The organism is Cellulosimicrobium funkei (assembly GCF_001019615.1).
GTDB lineage: Bacteria > Actinomycetota > Actinomycetes > Actinomycetales > Cellulomonadaceae > Cellulosimicrobium > Cellulosimicrobium cellulans_E.
Window position 1 is genome coordinate 58414 of record NZ_JNBQ01000006.1, and the last position, 19283, is coordinate 77696.

The window sequence follows — 19283 nt, forward strand, 5'->3', positions numbered from 1 at the left end:
TGCGACTCGGGACGGCTCCGACGATGACGGTGCGGAACGTCTTCTCACCCGGGTGAAACCCCCTGACAACTCTCGTTCCCGCAGTTTCTGAACCCTAGGATGAGTCGCCATGCAGGGTGTGGAACCGACCGGAGGTGGACGCATGTCCCACAGCGTCACCGAGGACGCCAGGCGGAGCCTGCGCACCCTTCTCGCCACGACTCCCGCGGCCCGGATCCGCGCCGCGCGCGCCGCGTTCGCCGCGCAGGGCTGGGAGGTCGCCTACCGGCGTCGGCTCCTGCTCACCGACACGGCGGTGATCATCGTCGCCGTGCTCGTCGCGTACTTCCTGCGCTGGGACCAGTTCATCAACGAGCCCGTGCGCGAGGCGCGCGTGCCGTACGTCGTGCTCAGCCTCCTCGTCGGTGTCGCCTGGTCCCTCTCGCTCGTCGCGAGCCGGTCGCGCGACCCGCGGGTCATGGGGAGCGGCCCCACCGAGTACCACCGGGTCTTCGACGCGTCGTGGCGTCTCTTCGCCGTGCTCGCCGTGCTCGCGTTCCTCCTCCGCTTCCCGGAGGCGCGCGGCTACCTCGCCTTCGCGTTCCCGATCGGCCTCGGCGGCCTGCTCCTCGGCCGGTACGCGTGGCGCCAGTGGCTCCACCGCCAGCGGGCCACCGGGCGCATGCGCTCGGCGGTGCTCGCCATCGGCCACCGCGACCAGGCCGAGCGCCTCATCCGCGACCTCAACGGCCGCGACGAGTCGGGGTACCGCGTCGTCGGCGTGTGCGTCCCGTCCGGCGGCTTCGGGTCGGACGAGGAGATCCGGGGCGTGCCGGTCCTCGGCGAGCTGCGGCACGCCGGCGAGGTCGCCACGCGGGTCGGTGCGGACGTCGTCGCCGTGTCAGGCTCGGACGCCATCACCGCCGAGGTCGTCCGACGGCTGGGCTGGGAGCTCGAGCCGTACGGCGTGGACCTCATGCTCACGGCCGAGCTCGCGGACGTCGCCGGACCGCGCATCACCATCACTCCCGCGGAGAGCGTCTCGCTCCTGCACGTGGACGCGCCCCGGTTCACGGGGCCCAAGTTCGCCGTGAAGTCGGTCATCGACTGGACCGGCGCCGCGCTCATCACGCTCGCCGCGCTGCCGGTGCTCGTGCTCGTCGCGCTCGCCGTGCGGGTCACCAGCCGCGGCCCGGTGCTCTTCCGTCAGGAGCGCGTCGGCCGCAACGGGCGGTCGTTCCCCATGTTCAAGTTCCGGTCGATGCGCGTCGGCGCCGACCGCGAGGTCCAGCACCTCGAGGAGCAGAACGACGGCGCGGGCCCGCTGTTCAAGATGCGCGACGACCCGCGCGTCACGCGCGTCGGCCGTGTGCTGCGCCGCTACTCCCTCGACGAGCTCCCGCAGCTGTTCAACGTGCTGCGCGGCGACATGAGCCTCGTCGGGCCGCGGCCGCCGCTGCCGCGCGAGGTCCAGAAGTACGAGAAGAAGGTGCGGCGTCGCCTCCTGGTCAAGCCCGGTCTCACGGGTCTGTGGCAGGTCGGCGGCCGGTCGGACCTGTCGTGGGAGGAGAGCGTCCGCCTCGACGTCTACTACGTCGAGAACTGGACGATGTTCGGCGACTTCCTCATCCTCGCGCGCACGGCGCGCGCGGTGTTCTCCGGCTCCGGGGCCTACTGAGGCCGGCGGGGTGCAGGGTCGGGCGCGGGGAGGTGCGTCGTGCGGGTCTCGGTCTCGGGATGCGGTCGCCGCGGCGTCCTGCACGCGGCCTGCCTCGCGGCGGCCGGCCACGAGGTCGTGCTCCACGACACGGACCCCCGCGCCCTCGACGTGCTCCGCACGGGAACGGTCCGCGCCGGTGAGCCGCGGCTCCAGCGGCTCCTCGCGCTCGCTCGTGTGAGCGGCCGGCTCCGTCCCACGACGGACCGCACGGCGGTCGCCGGTGCTCGCGTGCACGTCCTGTGCGTCGGCGCGGGGCCCGACCCCGACCCCGATGGCACCTCGCGTGTGGTCGCGCTCCGCGACGCGCTCGACGACCTGGCCCCGCACCTCGGCCCGGGGGACCTCGTCGTCGGGCGCGCCCGCGTCCCCGCCGGCACCGCGGAGTGGCTCGCCGCCGGGCTCGCCGCCGACGGAGTCCGGGCCACGGTCGCCTGGGTGCCCGACGAGCACCGGCCGGGCCACGCCGTCGTCGACCTCCTGCACCCGTCACGCCTCGTCCACGGGGTCCCTGCCGGCCCGGCCGGCGAGCGTGCCGCCGCGATCCTCGACGCGCTCCACGCCGTGCAGCTCGCGACGGGGGCGCCCCGGACCGTGACCGACCTCGCGACCGCAGAGAGCCTCGGGCACGGCACCGGCACGCTCCGGCCCGCGGCGTTCGTGCGTCCCGGGGGCAGCGACCTCGACGCCGCGGACGTGGTGTCGAGCACACCCGCGGCGGCCCTCGCCGCGGTCGGCGCCGCCTGACGTGCGCGGACACCTCCCGGGGGCGATGCCGGACCGTGTCCCGCGTGTTACCGCGCGGTCACAGGGTTCTGGCAGCATTCTCCCCATGTCCACCCCCACCTCCGTCCGCGAGGACGAGCAGGCGCCGCCCCCTGCCTCCGGCGCCATCGACCGTTTCTTCAAGATCACCGAGCGCGGCTCGACGATCGGCACCGAGATCCGTGGTGGTCTCGTCACGTTCTTCGCGATGGCCTACATCATCGTGCTGAACCCGCTGATCATCGGGACGGTGCAGGACGGCACGGGCCAGTTCCTCGGCGGCGGCGACGCGCCCGACTTCGGCAAGATCGCCGCGGCGACCGCTCTCGTCGCGGGCGTCATGACGATCGCCATGGGCGTCTTCGCGAACTTCCCCCTCGGCCTCGCGGCCGGGCTGGGCCTCAACGCGGTCGTGGCGTACTCGATCGCCTCGCTGCCGGGGGTGACCTGGGCGGACGCGATGGGCCTCGTCGTCATCGAGGGCCTCATCATCCTCCTCCTCGTGCTCACCGGGTTCCGCGAGGCGGTCTTCCGTGCGGTCCCGGTCGAGCTGAAGACGGCCATCAGCGTGGGCATCGGCCTCTTCATCGCGCTCATCGGCCTCGTCAACGCGGGCTTCGTCACCGCGGGCAGCGGCACGCTCCTCGCGCTCGGCAACCTCGGCACGTGGCCGATACTCGTGTTCGTGGTCGGCCTCGTGCTGACGATCGTGCTGTGGGTCCGCAAGGTCAAGGGCGCGCTGCTCGTCGCGATCCTCACGGCGACCGCGCTCGCCGTCGTGCTGGAGAACACCCTGCACATCGGAGCCAAGGCTCCTGACGGCTCCAACCCGAACGGCTTCAACCTCAACGCGCCGACGTTCGACGGCGTCGTGCAGGTCCCGGACTTCGGCCTCCTCGGCCAGTTCTCGCTGCTGGGCTCGTTCCAGAACATCGCGACCGTCACCGTGATCCTGCTGGTGTTCTCGCTCCTGCTCGCGGACTTCTTCGACACGATGGGCACCATGGTCGCCGTCGGCGCCGAGGCGCGCCTGAACGACGCCGAGGGCGTCCCGCCGCGCTCGCGCGCGATCCTCGTCGTCGACTCGCTCGCCGCGGCCGCGGGCGGCGCGGGCTCCGTGTCGTCGAACACGAGCTTCGTCGAGTCCACCACCGGCGCCGGCGAGGGCGCGCGCACCGGTCTCGCCTCGGTCGTCACGGGCGTCGCGTTCCTGCTCGCGACGTTCCTGTCGCCGCTCGTCGCGCTCGTCCCCTACGAGGCTGCCGCACCGGCGCTGGTCTTCGTCGGGTTCCTCATGATGACGCAGATCGCCGGCATCTCCTGGAAGAACGTGGAGATCGCGATCCCGGCGTTCCTCACGATCATCGTCATGCCGTTCACGTACTCCATCGCGGACGGCATCGGCGCGGGCTTCCTCGCGTTCGTCGTCATCAAGCTCGCGCTCGGGAAGATCCGCGCGATCCACCCGCTCATGTGGGTCGCGTCGGCGATGTTCCTCGTGTACTTCCTCCTGGGCCCGATCCGGGAAGCCCTCGGCCTCTAGGCTCGGCCCATGACGAGCGCGGCGGACGAGCGGTCGGAGGAGGCGTCGGTCGACGCCCTCCCCGCCGCCCGTCCGCGCGCGTTCTACCGGCTGGAGAACACCGTCCAGCCGTACGACTGGGGCTCGACGTCGGCGATCCAGGACCTCCTGGGGGTGGAACCGGACGGTCGTCCGGCGGCGGAGCTGTGGATGGGCGCGCACCCGCTCGCGCCGTCGCGCGTCGTGCCCGACGGCGCGGCGCACCCGGGCGAGGCGCCTCGCCCGGGCGGGGCGACGGCGTCGGGCACGTCGCTCGCCGACCTGGTGCGCGCGGACCCGGTGGGGGTGCTGGGCCAGCGCGTGCTCGACCAGTACGGTCCTCGGCTGCCGTTCCTCCTCAAGGTGCTCGCCGCCGAGCGTGCGCTGTCGCTGCAGGTCCACCCGCACCCGCACCGGGCCCGCGCCGGGTTCAACCGCGAGAACCGGGAGGGCGTGGCGCGCGACTCGCCGCTGCGCAGCTTTCACGACGACCAGCACAAGCCCGAGATGGTCGTGGCGGTGTCGCGCTTCGAGGGCCTGTCCGGCTTCCGGCGGCCGGCGCGCATCCTCGAGCTCCTCGACGGGCTCGACGGCGACCTCGTCGCCCGCATGCGTGCCGCGCTCCGCGCCCGTCCGACCGAGGCCGGCGTCCGTGAGGCGTTCACGCTCGCGCTCCATGCCCGGTCCGAGCCCGACGTCGCGGCGGACCTCGTGCGGACCGTCGCCTCGGTCCGGGCTCGGGCCGAGCGCGGCCCGGTCACGGGGTCCGGCAGCCCGCGGCGCACCTCGCGGCGCGCCGACGCCACGGTGCTCGCGCTCGCCGAGCAGCACCCGGGCGACCCGGGCGCCGTCGTCTCCCTCATGCTCAACCGGGTCACGCTCGCGCCGGGGGAGTCGATGTTCGTGCCGTCCGGGCACGTGCACGCCTACTTGTCCGGCTGCGCGGTCGAGGTCATGGCGAGCTCCGACAACGTCCTGCGCGCCGGTCTCACGAGCAAGCTCGTCGACGTCGACGCGCTGCTCGAGTGCGCAACGTGCACGCCCGGGCCTGCCGCGCGCCCGCGCCTGATCGACGACGGGTCCGGCCTCGTCACCTACCGCCCGCCGGTCGCGGAGTTCGCGCTCCGGGCGGGGCAGGTCGCAGGTGACGCCCCGGTGCCCCTGCCCGCCGTCGGCCCGCGCGTCGTGCTGTGCCTCGACGGCGCGGTGACGCTCGAGGGCTCTGGGGAGGGCCCCGTTGAGACGCGGCTGGCGCGCGGCGAGTCGGTGTTCGTGCCTCACGCGACCGGGACGGTCGTCGTGCGTGGCGACGGGCGTGTCGTCGTCGCCTACGTGCCCTGACCAGGACCCGGCCCTGCCCCTCCGGCCCAGGGTGACGTGCACCTCTTTCTTTACTCTAGGTAATGAGTTAAGGTAACTATCGTGCCTGCCGCGGACCCCACTGCCCCCTCCCGGAACCAGTGCCGGCCCGCCACCCTCGGCGGTGAGCTCCGCGTGGCGCTCACGCGCATCTCGCGCCGCCTGCGCGCCCAGCGCGGCGAGGCCGACCTGCCCGAGGGCCGGTTCGGCGTGCTCACCGTGCTGCACAAGCACGGCGCGATGTCGCCGAGCGAGCTCGCCGACCACGAGCGCGTCAGGCCGCCGTCGATGACCCGGGCCGTCAACGCCCTCGTCGAGATGGGGCTCGTCGAGAAGGGCGAGCACCCGAGCGACCGTCGTCAGGTCGTCGTGCGGCTCACCGACGCCGGCGTGCGCGAGGTCAAGGAGACCCGCCGCCGCCGGGACGCGTGGCTCACGCAGCAGCTGTCCTCCCTCACGCCCGACGAAAGAGAGACCTTGGCCCGCGCCAGTGAGCTGTTGACCCGGATCGCCGCCCGATGAGCGCGACGTTCTCCTCCCTGAAGTACCACAACTACCGCGTCTGGTTCGGCGCCGCGCTCGTCGCGAACGTCGGCACCTGGATGCAGCGCGTCGCGCAGGACTGGCTCGTCCTCACCGACCTCACCGACAACTCGGGCATCGCGGTCGGCGTCGTGACGGCGCTCCAGTTCGCCCCCGTGCTCGCGCTGTCCGCGTGGGCGGGCCTGCTCGCCGACCGGCTCCCGCGCCGCCGGCTCCTCATGGCCACCCAGGGCGCGATGGGGGTCCTCGCGCTCGCCCTGGGTGCGCTCGTGCTGTCCGGGAACGTCGAGCTCTGGCACGTCTACGTGTTCGCCGGCCTGCTCGGCGTCGTGACCGCGTTCGACAACCCCGTGCGCCAGACGTTCGTCGCCGAGATGGTCCCCGCCGACAAGCTGTCCAACGCCGTCGGGCTCAACAGCGCGTCCTTCAACGCCGCGCGCCTCGTGGGGCCGGGCGTCGCCGGGCTCCTCATCGCGGCCGTCGGCTCGGGCTGGCTGTTCATCATCAACGGCGTGACGTTCGGGGCGACGATCCTCGCGCTCCTGTACATGCGCACGCGCGAGCTCCACGTGCTGCCCAGCGCGCCGCGCGAGAAGGGCCAGATCCGCGAGGGCATCCGGTACGTGCGGGGGCGCACCGACATCATCGTCATCATGGTCGTCGTCGGGGTCGTGTCGACGTTCGGGCTCAACTTCCAGCTCACGTCCGCGATGATGGCGAAGGTCGAGTTCGGCAAGGGCCCGGGGGAGTACGGGATCCTCGGCTCGATCCTCGCGATCGGGTCGCTCACCGGTGCCCTGCTCGCCGCGCGGCGCGAGCGCCCGCGCGTCCGGCTCGTCATCGGGTCCGCGTTCGGGTTCGCCGTCGCGACGGGCGTCATGGCCGTCATGCCGACCTACCCGAGCTACGCGATCGCCTGCATCCCGGTGGGCCTCGCGTCGCTCACGATGATGACCGCCGCGAACTCCACGATCCAGATGTCCGTCGACCCCGTCATGCGCGGGCGCGTCATGTCGCTCTACATGATCGTGTTCCTCGGCGCGACGCCGGTCGGGTCGCCGCTCGTCGGCTGGATCGCCGAGGCGTGGGGTCCGCGCTGGGCCATCGGCGTCGGGTCGATCACCGCCGGGCTCGTCGCCGTGGGCGCCGCCGTCTGGGCGGTGCGCAACTGGCACCTCGAGGTCCGCTATCGCGTCCTCCAGCGCCCGCACCTCGTCGTGCGCTACCTCGACGCGGGCACCCCGGCGGACCGGTCGGCCCGCGCCGAGACCCGCCGACGCCTGGGCGTCGAGGACGCGGAGGAGGCGGCCCGCGCCGCCTGAGCCCGTGCCTTGCGCCTCGCGGCCCCGGGCGCCGAGCACGACATGAGGGTCGTCATGGAGCTCATGACGACCCTCATGTCGTGCTCGACGCGGGGTGGGGGCGTGCTCGACGGCGGACGGTGTCAGGCGAGGTGCTCGACGACGTGGTCGACGCACGCGGTGAGCGCGCGGACGTCGTCGGGCTCGATCGCCGGGAACATCGCCACGCGGAGCTGGTTGCGGCCCAGCTTGCGGTACGGGAAGACGTCGAGGATCCCGTTCGCGCGGAGTGCCGCCACGACGGCGGTCGCGTCGATCGCGTCGTCGAGGTCGATCGTGCCGACGACCGTGGACCGCTGCGCCGGGTCGGCGACGAACGGCGTCGCCCACTCGCGGGCCTCCGCCCAGCCGTAGAGGTGGGCGGCGGACTCGGCCGACCGGCCCGCGGCCCACGGGAGCCCGCCGTTGCCGAGGATCCACTCGACCTGCTCGGCGAGCATGACGAGCGTCGCGATCGCGGGCGTGTTGAGCGTCTGGTCCAGGCGCGAGTTGGCCGCCGCCGTGCGCAGCGAGAGGGACTCCGGCACCCACCGGGTTCCGCTCGACTCGACCTCCTCCGCGCGCGCGAGCGCGTCGGGCGAGCACAGCGCGAGCCACAGGCCGCCGTCGGACCCGAAGACCTTCTGCGGCGCGAAGTAGTAGACGTCGGTCTCTGCGACGTCGACGGGGAGCGCGCCCGCGCCCGACGTGGCGTCGACGAGCGTGAGCGCGCCGCGCTCGCGCGAGCCCGGGACGCGGCGGACCGGGGCCATGGCGCCGGTCGAGGTCTCGTTGTGCGGCCACGCGTGCACGTCGACGTCGTCGGCGGGCTCGGGCAGCGCGACGGACCCGGCGGGGGCCGAGATCACCTGCGACGGCTCGAGGAAGGGCGCGGCCGTCGTCGCGGCGGCGAACTTGGCGCCGAACTCGCCGAACGCGGCGTGCTGCGCCTTGGAGCGCACGAGGCAGGCCGTGGCGACGTCCCAGAACGTCGTGGAGCCGCCGTTCCCGAGCACGACCTCGTAGCCCTCGGGCAGCGCGAAGAGCTCGGCGAGCCCCTCGCGCGTCCGGCGCACGACCGAGCGGACCGGCGCCTGGCGGTGGGACGTCCCGAGCAGGGACGCGCCGGCGTCGGACAGCGCGCGGACCTGCGCGGCGCGGACCTTGCTCGGCCCGGAGCCGAAGCGGCCGTCGGCCGGCAGCAGGTCCGAGGGGATCGTGATCGGGGCGGTGGCGGGATCAGGCACGCCGTCACCCTACGCGCGTGGCACGTCGGCCGGGGGCGGCGTCCGCGGACGCGCGACGATGGTCGTCGCGTCGCGGACGGGTGCCGGAGCGTCCGGTGGGGGCAGGCACCACGGGTTCTCCCGCGCGGACCCCGGGCCGGGTCACGGGCTCGCCATAGACTGTCCCCAGCGGCCCGCCGGTGCGGGCAGGCGCCCCGTGGCGACGACGACCGGGCGCCCCGAGCCGACGAGCGACTGGGAGCGTGACGTGACCGATCTGATCGATACCACCGAGATGTATCTGAAGACGATCTACGAGCTCGTGGAAGAGGGCATCGTCCCGCTGCGCGCGCGCATCGCGGAACGCCTCGGGCACTCGGGCCCCACGGTGTCGCAGACGGTCGCGCGCATGGAGCGCGACGGCCTCGTGGTCGTCACGGGCGACCGCCACCTGGAGCTCACGTCCGTCGGCCACGACAAGGCGACGCGCGTCATGCGCAAGCACCGGCTCGCGGAGCGGCTGCTCACCGACGTGATCAAGCTCGACTGGGAGTACGTGCACACCGAGGCGTGCCGCTGGGAGCACGTCATGAGCGAGCTCGTCGAGGAGCGCCTCATCGGGCTGCTCGACCACCCGCACTTCGACCCGTACGGGAACCCGATCCCGGGCCTGCCGGAGCTGGGGGAGCAGTTCGAGGAGGTCGACTTCCTCGACGGCGTCGTCTCGCTCCCGGTGCTCCTCGCGGAGCACGGGCGGGACGGCGCGGAGGTGCGCGTCGTGCTCCAGCGGATCGCCGAGCCGATCCAGGTCGACGTCGAGCTGCTCGCGCGGCTCGCGGAGGCCGAGGTGCTGCCCCGACGGACGCTCGTCGTGCGGTGGGCCGGGGACGCCGGCGTGATGGTGCAGGGGGAGGGCGCGGAGGTCGTGCTGGACCTGCCCGACGACGTCGCGCGCCACCTGTTCGTCGCCCGCGGCTAGTCGTCCGTTCACCCGCAAACGATCCGTGACCTGCGACGATGCGATCGTCCGCATCGATTCGTAATGGGAACGTGACTTTTGCCGAGGCGTCCTGTACGGTCGGTGCTGCTCCATCGGAATACCCATTCGACGGAGTCCTCGCGCGGAACGCCTAACCCTGTCACCGCACGAGGCCAACGACGACCCGATGACAGGGACGGGGGACCCACTTCCGGGTGCTGGAGACAGCGCCCTTGGGGTGAAGCCCGACGGACCTCGGTCCGCCGGGCCGGGTGACTCTTCCACCCGAACCCGACAGCTGACCTCGCAGGCGTCTTGGAGAGGCACAAAGTGACCGTGAGCACGACTCGCGCCCGCCACCGCGCGGCGCGGCGTCCCGTGACGCCACTCAGCTCTATCGCCCAGGCCGCGTCGGACCAGATGTCGACCGTCGGTCGCCGCACCGCCGTCGTCGCCGCGTCCTCGGGCCTCATCGTCTCGATGATCGGTGCCGCCGCCCCGGCGACCGCCGCCCCCGTCGACAACGAGTCCGGCAAGCTCAACGCCGTCGACCTCAGCGCCCTCACGGCGCAGGCCCGTCAGGCTCTCGAGGCCGCCCCCGCGGTGACCGTCGCGGCCGACGCGGCGTTCACGATCGAGCAGGCCGCCGCGCCTGTCACCGTGACGCCCGCTCCCGAGCCGGAGCCCGAGCCCGAGCCGGAGCCGGAGCGCACCACCCAGACGAGCCGCTCGCAGGAGCGTCAGTCGCAGTCCGAGGCCCCTGCCCAGCAGGAGGCGTCCGTCGACGTCCCCGCGTCGGCCTACGGCTCGACCATCGTCTCGATCGCCGCGCGCTACGTGGGCGTCCCCTACGTCTACGGCGGCACCACCCCCGACGGCTTCGACTGCTCGGGCTTCACCAGCTACGTCTACGCGCAGGTCGGCATCAGCCTGCCGCGCACGTCGAGCGCTCAGGGCTCCGTCGGCACCAAGGTGTCGCGCGACCAGGCGCAGCCGGGCGACCTCATCTGGACGCCGGGCCACATCGCGATCTACGCGGGCGACAACATGATGATCGACGCCCCGCGCCCCGGGAAGACCGTCCAGTTCCGTCAGATCTGGCAGTCGAACCCCACCTTCATCCGCGTGGCCTGATCGCCCACGCTCTCAGGGCCCCAGCGGTCACTGGCCTGACGAACCCCGTCGCCTCGCGCATCGTCGCGGGGAGGCGGGGTTCGTGGCATTCTTGACGTGTTCGTGACTCGTGGCAGACGGACGGGCGCGCTGGTCTCGGCTAGGTTGGTCGTCCGATGGCACCGGGCCGTCGAGAGGAGAGTCGCTCATGACCCGCACGGAATCCGTCCTCGTCGGCGTCGACGGCTCGGCACCGAGCCTGCACGCCCTGGACTGGGCCGCGGCGTACGCGCTCCAGGTGGGCTGGCCGCTCCACATCGTCTGCACCTACTCCTTGCCGTCGTTCACGGCAGCCTCGCTGGACGGCGGCTACGCGGCGCTCGACGACTCGGCCATCCAGGAGGGCGCGCGTGCCGTCCTCGAGGAGGCGCGCGCCCGCTCCGAGGCTGCCGGGGTCCGGACCACGGCCACGGTGACGACGGGGGACGCCGCGGGAGTGCTCGTCGAGATGTCGCGTGAGCACTCGCTCGTCGTCGTCGGCACGCGCGGCAGGGGCGGATTCACCGAGCGCCTGCTGGGCACCGTGTCGTCGGCGCTGCCCGCGCACGCCCACTGCCCGACCGTCGTCGTGCCGTACCGCTCCGACGCGAAGGACGCCGAGGGCGCGCCGCAGGAGCTGCCCGCCGTGAAGCCGCTACGACGCATCGTCGTCGGCGTCGACGGGTCGCCCTCGGCGGAGATCGCCCTGCGCCACGCGATCCGTCAGGCGCAGGCCTGGGACGCGGAGCTCGTCGCGGTCGCGGGTGTCCCGGTCGGAGCCGGCGCCGGTCTCCTCGCGTGGCTGCCCGCGTCGATCGACCACGAGCAGGTCCTCGCGGACATCACCGAGGGCCTGAACGTCATCATCGACCGCCACGAGGCGGAGCACCCGGGGCTCACGATCAAGCGCATCGTGCTCGACGGCACGGGCGCGGAGCTGCTCACGGAGTTCTCGACGGCCTCCGACCTCATCGTCGTCGGATCCCGCGGTCGCGGCGGCTTCCGGGGGCTCCTCCTCGGCTCCACGAGCCAGGCGGTCCTGCACCACTCGGCGTGCCCGGTCATGGTCGTGACGAAGAAGTGCGAGGACGACGCGCCGGCGGCCGAGGACGGCTGACCGACGACCGGTCAGCTCCGGTTGCGGTAGAGCCGCATCGTGATCGGGGCGAGGACCGCCGTCAGGACGACCGACGCGACGAGGACCCACACGATCCCCTCCGTCGCCGGCTCTCCCGCCATGAGGCCGCGGACCGCGGTCACGAGGTGCGTGACGGGGTTGACCTCGACGAACCGCTGGAGCACCACGGGCATCGTGGACGGGTCGACGAAGATGTTCGACGCGAACGTCAGCGGCATGAGCACGAGCATCGACGTCCCCATGACGGCGTTCGGCGAGCGCAGCACGAGCCCGAGCGCGGTGAACACCCAGCTCAGCGCGAACGCGAACACGAGCAGCAGCACGATCCCGAGCACCACCCCCACCACGCCGCCCGGCGGACGGAAGCCCAGGACGAGGCCGAGGGCGAGCGTCACGACCGACGCGATGGTGTAGCGGACGGTGTCGCCGAGCAGCGCTCCGACGATCGGGGCGGGCCGCCACACCGGCAGCGACCGGAACCGGTCGAACACGCCCTTGCTGATGTCCGTGTTCATCGTGTAGCCGGTGTAGATCGTCGTGAAGAGCACCGCCTGCACGAGGATGCCCGGCAGGAGGAACTGCAGATAGCTCTGCACGTCCCCGGCGAGCGCGCCGCCGAACAGGTACGTGAACATGAGCGTGAAGATGATCGGCGAGACGGTGACGTCGAAGAGCTGCTCCGGCACGTGCTTGATCTTGAGCAGCGCGCGCCACGTGTAGGTGAAGGTCGCGGACACGGGCGAGGGGCGCGACGGCCGCTGCTCGAGTGCGACGGCGGCCCGCAGCGCGTTCGCCTCCGGCGCGCGCAGCTCCGCGGCGGTGATGGTGGGGTCGACGGCCATCAGGCCACCTCCTCGATCGTCTCGTCGTCCTCCATGGGCTGGCCGGTCAGCGCGAGGAACACCTCGTCGAGGCTCGGCTGGCCGAGCGTGAACTCGGGCACCACGATGCCCTCGTCCCCGAGCGCGGGCAGGATGCGCGCGACGTCGGCCGCGCCGTCGTCGGGCACGCGTGCCGTGAGCGCGTACGGGTCGTTCGCGAGCGTGATCTCCGTGCCGAGCAGTGCGCCCACGACCTCCGCGGCCCGGCCCCGCTGCGTCGCGTCGGCGAGGCGCAGGTGAACCGCGCCCTCGCCCACCGACCGCTTGAGCTCCGTCGCGGTGCCCTCCGCGATGACCTTGCCGTGGTCGATCACGGCGATCCGGTCGGCGAGCTGGTCCGCCTCCTCCAGGTACTGCGTCGTCAGCAGGACCGTCGCGCCGTCGGCGACGAGCACGCGCACGATGTCCCACACCTGGTTGCGGCTGCGCGGGTCGAGGCCCGTCGTCGGCTCGTCCAGGAAGATCACGCGGGGGCTCATGACGAGGCTGGCGGCGAGGTCGATGCGGCGCCGCATGCCGCCCGAGTACGTCTTCACCTGGCGGTCGCCCGCGTCGCCGAGGCCGAACGCCTCCAGGAGCTCGGCCGAGCGCCCACGCGCCGTGCCGCCGAGGAACCCGTACAGCCGCGCGAGCATCACGAGGTTCTCCGTGCCCGTGAGGTCCTCGTCCACGGACGCGTACTGCCCGGTGAGCCCGACGACGGAACGCACCTTGTCGGCGTCGTGCACCACGTCGTGGCCCAGCACGCGCGCCGTCCCCGCGTCGGGCCGCAGGAGCGTCGCGAGCATGCGGACGGCCGTCGTCTTGCCCGCGCCGTTCGGCCCGAGCACGCCGAACACGGTGCCCTCGGGGATGAGCAGGTCGATGCCGTCGACCGCCTTGGTCACGGACTTCCCGGTCGTGAAGTGCTTGACGAGGCCGCGCGCCTCGACGGCGAGGTCGCCGCGTGCAGTGTCGGTCATGTCCCCTCCGCGGGATGGTCGTTCGTCGCTGCCGACGAGCCGCCCGGCTCCCCGGGCCACCCACGCACCGACCGTCGGGGCCGGCAGAACTCATCGGTCGTGCACGTCTTCCATCCTGCGCCGCGCGGGCGCCCGACGACCAGTGCGATTCGTCAGGAGCAGAGCGGAGTGTGGCTGCGCGAAGTAGAGCCTCCGGTCGTGAGGTAGAACCCGTGGGGATCTACCTCGCGGCCGGAGGCTCTATCTCGCGGGGGTCGGAGACCTCTACTGCGCGGCGGCCTCCGCGGCGGCGAGGAGGACGCAGGTCGCGACGCCGTCCATGGCGACGCGAACCTCCTCGATCGGGGGGAGGGTCGGCGCGAGGCGGAGGACCTTGTCCTCGGGGTCGTTGCCGTAGGGGAACGGGGCGCCGGCGGGCGTGAGCGCGATGCCGGCTGCCTTCGCGAGCTCGACGACGCGCGAGGCGGTGCCCGGGACGACGTCGAGGCTGACGAAGTAGCCACCCTTCGGCTCGGTCCACGACGCGACGCCGGCGTCGCCGAGACGCTCGGAGAGGATGCTCGTGACGGCGTCGAACTTGGGGGCGATGATGTCGCGGTGCTTGCGCATGTGGGCGCGCACGCCGTCCGCGTCGCCGAAGAACAGCGCGTGGCGGAGCTGGTTGACCTTGTCCGGGCCGATGGACTGGGCGGACAGGTGCTTCTTGTACCAGGCGACGTTCGCGGGGGACGACCCGAGGAAGGCGACACCGGCGCCGGCGAACGTGATCTTCGACGTCGAGGCGTAGAGGATCACGCGGTCGGGGTGGCCGGCCTCGGCGGCGAGCGCGATCGCGTCGGCGCTGCGGACCTCGTCGTCGGTGAGGTGGTGCAGCGCGTACGCGTTGTCCCACAGGATGCGGAAGTCCGGCGCCGCGGCGGGCACGGACACGAGCGCGCGCGCCACCTCCTCGGTGACGACCGACCCGTCGGGGTTCGCGTAGGTCGGCACGACCCACATGCCCTTGATGGTGGGGTCGTTCACGACGAGCTCGGCGACGGCGGCGGCGTCGGGGCCGTCGGCGGTCATGGGCACGGTGACCATCTCGATGCCGAGCGCCTCGCACACGGAGAAGTGGCGGTCGTAGCCGGGCACGGGGCAGATCCAGCGGACCTTCTCCTCACGGCCCCAGGGGCGCTCGGAGCCGGGGACGCCGAAGAGGGTCGCGTACGCGAGCGTGTCGTACATGAGCGTGAGGCTCGCGTTGCCGCCCGCGAGGAGCTGCTCGACGGGGACGCCGAGCAGCTCGGCGAAGATCTCCCGGAGCTGCCGGAGGCCGTCGAGGCCGCCGTAGTTGCGGACGTCGGTGCCGTCGGCGTCGGTGTGCACGCCCTCGCCCGGGAGCGCGAGCAGGGCCTCGGAGAGGTCGAGCTGCTCGGCCGAGGGCTTGCCGCGCGTGAGGTCCAGCTTCAGCCCCAGGGCCTGCAGGTCGGCGTAGGCGCGACGCAGGTCGTCCAGGGACGACGCGAGGGTGGTGGTACCGGGTGCGGTGTGCTCGGGCGTGGTCACCCTCCGGACTCTACCGACCCCGCGCAAGGACCGTGAGCGCGTCCTCCAGGGCGGACAGCCCGGTCTCGAGGTCGTCGGCCGAGATGGTCAGCGGGGGAGCGAGGCGGATGGTGGAGCCGTGCGTGTCCTTGGCGAGGACGCCGCGGGCGAGCAGGGCCTCGCACAGGTCGCGCCCCGTCCCGCGGGCGGGGTCGAGGTCGAGCCCCGCCCACAGCCCGAGGCCGCGGGCGCCGTCGAGCAGCCCCGCGTCGACGAACCCGCCGAGCCGGTCCTGGAACCGCGCGCCGAGCTCGCGCGCCCGGCGCTGCGGCTCGCCGGAGGCCAGGAGGTCGACGACGGCGAGACCGACCGCGCACGCGAGCGGGTTGCCGCCGAACGTGCTGCCGTGCGTGCCCGGGGTGAGCACCGCGAGCACGTCGCGCCGACCCACGACGGCGGACACGGGCAGGATCCCGCCGCCGAGCGCCTTGCCGAGCGTCACGAGGTCGGGGCGCACGCCCCACGTCTCGGTCGCGAGCGTCGTCCCCGCGCGGCCGAGCCCGGACTGGATCTCGTCCGCGACCAGCAGCACGTCGCGCTCGGCGGTGAGGGTACGCAGGCGCGGCCAGTAGTCGGCGGGCGGCACGACGACGCCGGACTCGCCCTGCACGGGTTCGAGCAGCACCGCGACGGTGGTCTCGTCGATCGCGGCGGCGACGGCGTCGACGTCCCCGTACGGCACGAGGCGGAAGCCGGGGGTGTACGGGTCGAACCCGCGGCGCGCGTCCTCGTCGTCGGAGAACGACACGATCGTCGTCGTGCGGCCGTGGAAGTTCCCGGAGCCGACGACGATCGTCGCCTCTCCCGGTCGCACGCCCTTGACGTCGTAGCCCCACTTGCGCGCGGTCTTGATCGCGGTCTCGACCGCCTCGGCGCCGGTGTTCATCGGGAGCACGAGGGAGTCGGCCCCGCCGGTGGTGAGCGGTCCGACGAGCGCGGCGAGCGCCGCGGCGAACGGGTGCAGGAGGTCGTGGTCGAACGCGCGCGACGTGAGCGTGACGCGGCCGAGCTGCGCGGTCGCGGCCGCGACGAGCGCAGGGTGCCGGTGCCCGAAGTTGAGGGCGGAGTAGCCCGCGAGGAAGTCGAGGTAGCGGCGGCCGTCGACGTCGGTGACCCACGACCCCTCGGCCGTCGCGACCGTCACGGGCAGCGGGTGGTAGTTGTGCGCGAGCGCGTCGCGCGGCGTCTCGTCCGCCGGCCCGGCGACCGGGCGGACGTCCTGCGCGGTCACGACGCGCTCCCGGCGGCCGCGGCCGATCCTGCGGCCATCTCGCGGATCTCGAGCGTGCAGCACTTGGCGCCGCCGCCTCCGCGCAGCAGCTCGGACGTGTCGACGGCGATCGTCTCGTAGCCACGCTCGCGCAGCGCCGCGGCGAGCCGCTCGGCGCGCGGGGCGTGCACGACGTGCGCGCCGTCGCTCACCGCGTTGAGGCCGAGCACGACGGCGTCCTCCTCGGTCGCGAGGAGCGCGTCGGGGTACCGCTCGCGCAGCACCTCCTGCGCCGCGGGCGAGAACGCGGGCGGGTAGTAGACGACGTCGACGGGAGGCGGGCCGGTGAGGGCGGGGTGCGCGCCGCCGTCGGACCCCCGGACGCCCGACGCCTCACCGGAGTCCCCGCGCAGCACCGTGAGCGCGGTGTCGAGGTGGTAGAAGCGCGGGTCGACGAGCTCGAGCGTCACGACCTCGCGCCCCCACAGCGCCGCGGCCTCGGCGTGCGCGGCGCGGTCGGTGCGGAAGCCCGTCCCGGCGAGCACGACGTCGCCCGCCACGAGGAGGTCGCCCTCGCCCTCGTTGACGTGCTCGGCGAGGTGGGTGACGTAGCCGTGGTCGGCGAACCACTTGAGGTAGGCGGGGCCCTCGGGCCCGCGCTCGGGGTGCGTGAACCGCGCGGAGTAGACGAGGCCGTCGACGACGGTCGCGCCGTTGGCGGCGTAGACCATGTCCGGCAGGCCCGGGACGGGGTCGATCGTCTCCACGGCGTGGCCGAGGTCGCGGTAGGTGTCGCGCAGGCGCTCCCACTGGGCGACCGCGAGCGGGGTGTCGACCGGGGTGCGCCGGTCCATCCACGGGTTGATCTCGTAGCTCACGGTGAAGTACGTGGGCCGGCACATGAGGTAGTGCCGGGGCTGGCCTGGGCGCATCGCCGCCTCCTCGCGGGAGCCGGGCCTGCCGGGGTGGTGCGGCCCGGGTGGTGGCCGGACGGGGGATGCGTCCGGTGCTGCTGGTGGGCTGCCGGTTGGCTGCTGGATGCCAGCGTACGTCCGCGAACCGGGCGCGTCCTGGGACGACGCGCTCTCACGCAGGGTGTTGACAGCGATATTCTATCGATATATCGTTACCGTATCGCTGAGCCCGAGACGAGACTCGCGACCACCGCGAGGCCGCGTCGGCCCGCCACCGCTCCGCGGATCACCCGGAGCCCCACGAACACAGGAGACACATCCCATGAGCTACGCACACCAGCACCGGGGCAGGACCCCGGAGAACGTCCAGAACATGTCCCAGCCGTTCGGCGCGCGTCCCGGGCCGCGCCCGGACCGCCGTCGTCGCGACGGCTTCCCACCCGTGCCCGACGACGCGGCCTGGTTCCGCGGCGACGGCCCCTCCGGCCGTGGTCGGGGCGGCGCGCGCCGCGGCGGTGGCCGCGGGTTCGGCGGCCCGGCCGACGGCGGGCGGGGCTTCGGCCCCGGCGGGCCGGGCGACGACCGGCGAGGGTTCGGCCCGGGCTTCGGGCCGGGCGGCCCCGGCGGTCCCGGGTTCGGCCCGGGCCACGGCGGTCGTCGGCACGGCGGTCGCGGTCGCGGCCCCGGGCGCGCCGGTCGCGGCGACGTCCGCGCCGCCGTCCTGCTGCTCCTCGCCGAGCAGCCCATGCACGGCTACCAGGTCATCCAGGAGATCGCCGAGCGGAGCGAGGGCCAGTGGCGCCCGAGCCCCGGCGCGGTCTACCCGGCGCTGAACCTGCTCCAGGACGAGGGGCTCGTCGAGCTCTCCGCCGACGGCGGGCGCCGCCTCGCGACGCTCACCGAGGCGGGAGCCGCGTACGTCGCGGAGCACGCCGCCGAGCTGGGCGACCCGTTCGCCGACGCCGCCGGTCGCGGCGGGCGCTCGCGGCGCGAGCTGCGCGCGGGCGTCGAGGCCGTCGCCGCGGCGGTCCACCAGGTCGCCCGTACGGGCACCGACGAGCAGGCGCAGGCCGCGGCGGAGCTTCTCGAGCGCACGCGCCGCGAGCTCTACCTGATCCTCGCCGGCCCGGCTGCGACAGGCGCGGCGTCCGCCGCGGGCGACGCCGCGTCGTCGGGCACGCCCGTGGAGGACGCCCCGGTCGAGGACGCGCCGACCGCCTGACCTCCCCGACCCGCCGAACCCGGGGTCGCTCCCCACCCGCAGCCGCGGACGAGGAGCGACCCCGGGTTCGGCGTCTCTGCGTCCGCCGACCCGGTGGGCGTTCAGTCCTCGCTCGGGCCGAACGCCGCGAGGAACGTGTCCACGCCGTCGTCGATCGTGCCGCGCAGCTCGGCCGGGTCGAGCACCCGCGAGCCGTACCCGCTCGTGACGAGCGCGTCGTCGGCCACGAGCGCGAGGAGCTGGCGGGCCGCGCGACGCGGGTCGCGCACGCGCAGCCGTCCTGCGGTCGCGAGCTGGGCGAGCTTGCCCGCGAGCCGGTCGATCGTGCGCTCCCGGCTGCCCCGGCTGACCTCGTCGACGACCGCGGGGAACCGCGCGCGCTCGCCGAGCTGGAGCCGGATCACGGCGGCCCCGTCGTCGTGCGTCACGCAGCCGACGAGGGCGTCGCCGAGCCGCGTCAGCTCGCCCCGCAGGTCGTCGCCGTCGAGGTCGATCGCGTCGATCACGGCGTCGACCCGTTCGTTCGCGCGCCGCGCGCCGCGTCGCAGAGTCTCCTCGAACAGCGTGGCCTTGTCGCCGAAGTGGCTGTAGACGGTCGGCTTCGCCACCCCCGCGACGCGGGCGACCTCGTCGATGTTCCCGCCGTCGTAGCCGTCGCGGGAGAACACCTCGAGGGCGGCGTCGAGCATCGCCTCGCGGCGGTCCGTGCGGGGCTGGGCGGTGGCCATGGCTTGATCTTACCTGGGGG

The 19283-nt window shown here is 73.6% G+C and carries 17 protein-coding genes and 1 riboswitch; of the genes, 10 read left to right on the top strand and 7 right to left on the bottom strand.

The window, feature by feature from the left end:
- Positions 1-142: 142 nt before the first annotated feature.
- The 6 genes from FB00_RS08200 to FB00_RS08225 all read left to right on the top strand — a co-directional run bounded on the left by FB00_RS08200 (position 143) and on the right by FB00_RS08225 (position 7246).
- Positions 143-1657 (top strand): sugar transferase, encoded by a 1515-nt coding sequence (locus FB00_RS08200; RefSeq protein ID WP_052877543.1) that lies wholly within the window; start codon positions 143-145, stop codon positions 1655-1657.
- A gap of 39 nt (positions 1658-1696) precedes the next feature.
- The gene (locus FB00_RS08205; RefSeq protein ID WP_052877544.1) at positions 1697-2443 is read left to right on the top strand and encodes a UDP-glucose/GDP-mannose dehydrogenase family protein; all 747 of its coding nucleotides are present in this window, start codon (positions 1697-1699) and stop codon (positions 2441-2443) included.
- An 85-nt stretch (positions 2444-2528) separates the two neighbouring features.
- Positions 2529-4004 (top strand): NCS2 family permease, encoded by a 1476-nt coding sequence (locus FB00_RS08210; RefSeq protein WP_047232423.1) that lies wholly within the window; start codon positions 2529-2531, stop codon positions 4002-4004.
- A gap of 9 nt (positions 4005-4013) precedes the next feature.
- Complete coding sequence (gene manA / locus FB00_RS08215) at positions 4014-5363, top strand: mannose-6-phosphate isomerase, class I (RefSeq protein WP_082141128.1); 1350 nt, start codon at positions 4014-4016, stop codon at positions 5361-5363.
- A 153-nt stretch (positions 5364-5516) separates the two neighbouring features.
- Positions 5517-5903, top strand: a complete 387-nt coding sequence (locus FB00_RS08220) for a MarR family winged helix-turn-helix transcriptional regulator (RefSeq protein WP_231581774.1) — start codon at positions 5517-5519, stop codon at positions 5901-5903.
- Positions 5900-7246 (top strand): MFS transporter, encoded by a 1347-nt coding sequence (locus FB00_RS08225; RefSeq protein WP_047232425.1) that lies wholly within the window; start codon positions 5900-5902, stop codon positions 7244-7246. The genes FB00_RS08220 and FB00_RS08225 overlap by 4 nt, the downstream gene beginning before the upstream one ends.
- A 122-nt stretch (positions 7247-7368) precedes the next feature.
- Here FB00_RS08225 and serC read toward each other — a convergent pair whose 3' ends face one another.
- Complete coding sequence (serC, locus tag FB00_RS08230) at positions 7369-8511, bottom strand: phosphoserine transaminase (protein ID WP_047232426.1); 1143 nt, start codon at positions 8509-8511, stop codon at positions 7369-7371.
- Between the two features lie 247 nt (positions 8512-8758).
- On the opposite strand from serC, the gene FB00_RS08235 reads away from it, so the two are divergent.
- The 3 genes from FB00_RS08235 (at position 8759) to FB00_RS08245 (ending at position 11738) form a co-directional block, all read left to right on the top strand.
- Entirely contained in the window at positions 8759-9469 is a 711-nt protein-coding gene (locus tag FB00_RS08235; protein WP_047232486.1) for a metal-dependent transcriptional regulator, read from the top strand.
- A gap of 167 nt (positions 9470-9636) precedes the next feature.
- Positions 9637-9797, top strand: a riboswitch (cyclic di-AMP (ydaO/yuaA leader).
- A 2-nt stretch (positions 9798-9799) separates the two neighbouring features.
- Positions 9800-10603, top strand: coding sequence for a C40 family peptidase (locus tag FB00_RS08240; RefSeq protein ID WP_047232427.1), 804 nt, complete (start codon positions 9800-9802; stop codon positions 10601-10603).
- Positions 10604-10790: 187 nt separating this feature from the next.
- A complete protein-coding gene (locus FB00_RS08245) occupies positions 10791-11738 on the top strand; it encodes a universal stress protein (protein ID WP_047232428.1) in 948 nt (315 codons plus the stop codon).
- Between the two features lie 11 nt (positions 11739-11749).
- On the opposite strand, the gene FB00_RS08250 is transcribed toward FB00_RS08245, so the two are convergent.
- From FB00_RS08250 to ddaH, 5 genes are all read right to left on the bottom strand, one after another.
- Entirely contained in the window at positions 11750-12601 is an 852-nt protein-coding gene (locus tag FB00_RS08250) for an ABC transporter permease (protein WP_047232429.1), read from the bottom strand.
- Positions 12601-13602, bottom strand: coding sequence for an ATP-binding cassette domain-containing protein (locus FB00_RS08255; protein WP_047232430.1), 1002 nt, complete (start codon positions 13600-13602; stop codon positions 12601-12603). Before FB00_RS08255 ends, FB00_RS08250 begins: the two co-directional genes overlap by 1 nt.
- 264 nt (positions 13603-13866) lie before the next feature.
- Positions 13867-15150, bottom strand: coding sequence for an aminotransferase class I/II-fold pyridoxal phosphate-dependent enzyme (locus FB00_RS08260; RefSeq protein WP_052877545.1), 1284 nt, complete (start codon positions 15148-15150; stop codon positions 13867-13869).
- A 10-nt stretch (positions 15151-15160) separates the two neighbouring features.
- Positions 15161-16420 (bottom strand): ornithine--oxo-acid transaminase, encoded by a 1260-nt coding sequence (gene rocD, locus FB00_RS08265; RefSeq protein ID WP_047232431.1) that lies wholly within the window; start codon positions 16418-16420, stop codon positions 15161-15163.
- The gene (ddaH, locus tag FB00_RS08270; protein ID WP_047232432.1) at positions 16417-17331 is read right to left on the bottom strand and encodes a dimethylargininase; all 915 of its coding nucleotides are present in this window, start codon (positions 17329-17331) and stop codon (positions 16417-16419) included. The genes rocD and ddaH overlap by 4 nt, the downstream gene beginning before the upstream one ends.
- Before the next feature lie 304 nt (positions 17332-17635).
- On the opposite strand from ddaH, the gene FB00_RS08275 reads away from it, so the two are divergent.
- Positions 17636-18535, top strand: coding sequence for a PadR family transcriptional regulator (locus FB00_RS08275; protein ID WP_231581775.1), 900 nt, complete (start codon positions 17636-17638; stop codon positions 18533-18535).
- 101 nt (positions 18536-18636) lie between these two features.
- On the opposite strand, the gene FB00_RS08280 is transcribed toward FB00_RS08275, so the two are convergent.
- The gene (locus tag FB00_RS08280) at positions 18637-19263 is read right to left on the bottom strand and encodes a TetR/AcrR family transcriptional regulator (RefSeq protein ID WP_047232434.1); all 627 of its coding nucleotides are present in this window, start codon (positions 19261-19263) and stop codon (positions 18637-18639) included.
- Between the last annotated feature and the right edge of the window lie 20 nt (positions 19264-19283).

What these genes read in the sequence shown, in the direction of transcription:
- FB00_RS08245 (WP_047232428.1), top strand. Translation starts at nt 10,791, where the DNA reads ATGACCCGCACGGAATCCGTCCTCGTCGGCGTCGACGGCTCGGCACCG.
- FB00_RS08250 (WP_047232429.1), bottom strand. Translation starts at nt 12,601, where the DNA reads ATGGCCGTCGACCCCACCATCACCGCCGCGGAGCTGCGCGCGCCGGAG.
- FB00_RS08210 (WP_047232423.1), top strand. Translation starts at nt 2,529, where the DNA reads ATGTCCACCCCCACCTCCGTCCGCGAGGACGAGCAGGCGCCGCCCCCT.
- FB00_RS08225 (WP_047232425.1), top strand. Translation starts at nt 5,900, where the DNA reads ATGAGCGCGACGTTCTCCTCCCTGAAGTACCACAACTACCGCGTCTGG.
- FB00_RS08200 (WP_052877543.1), top strand. Translation starts at nt 143, where the DNA reads ATGTCCCACAGCGTCACCGAGGACGCCAGGCGGAGCCTGCGCACCCTT.
- manA (WP_082141128.1), top strand. Translation starts at nt 4,014, where the DNA reads ATGACGAGCGCGGCGGACGAGCGGTCGGAGGAGGCGTCGGTCGACGCC.
- FB00_RS08275 (WP_231581775.1), top strand. Translation starts at nt 17,636, where the DNA reads ATGAGCTACGCACACCAGCACCGGGGCAGGACCCCGGAGAACGTCCAG.
- ddaH (WP_047232432.1), bottom strand. Translation starts at nt 17,331, where the DNA reads ATGCGCCCAGGCCAGCCCCGGCACTACCTCATGTGCCGGCCCACGTAC.
- FB00_RS08255 (WP_047232430.1), bottom strand. Translation starts at nt 13,602, where the DNA reads ATGACCGACACTGCACGCGGCGACCTCGCCGTCGAGGCGCGCGGCCTC.
- FB00_RS08280 (WP_047232434.1), bottom strand. Translation starts at nt 19,263, where the DNA reads ATGGCCACCGCCCAGCCCCGCACGGACCGCCGCGAGGCGATGCTCGAC.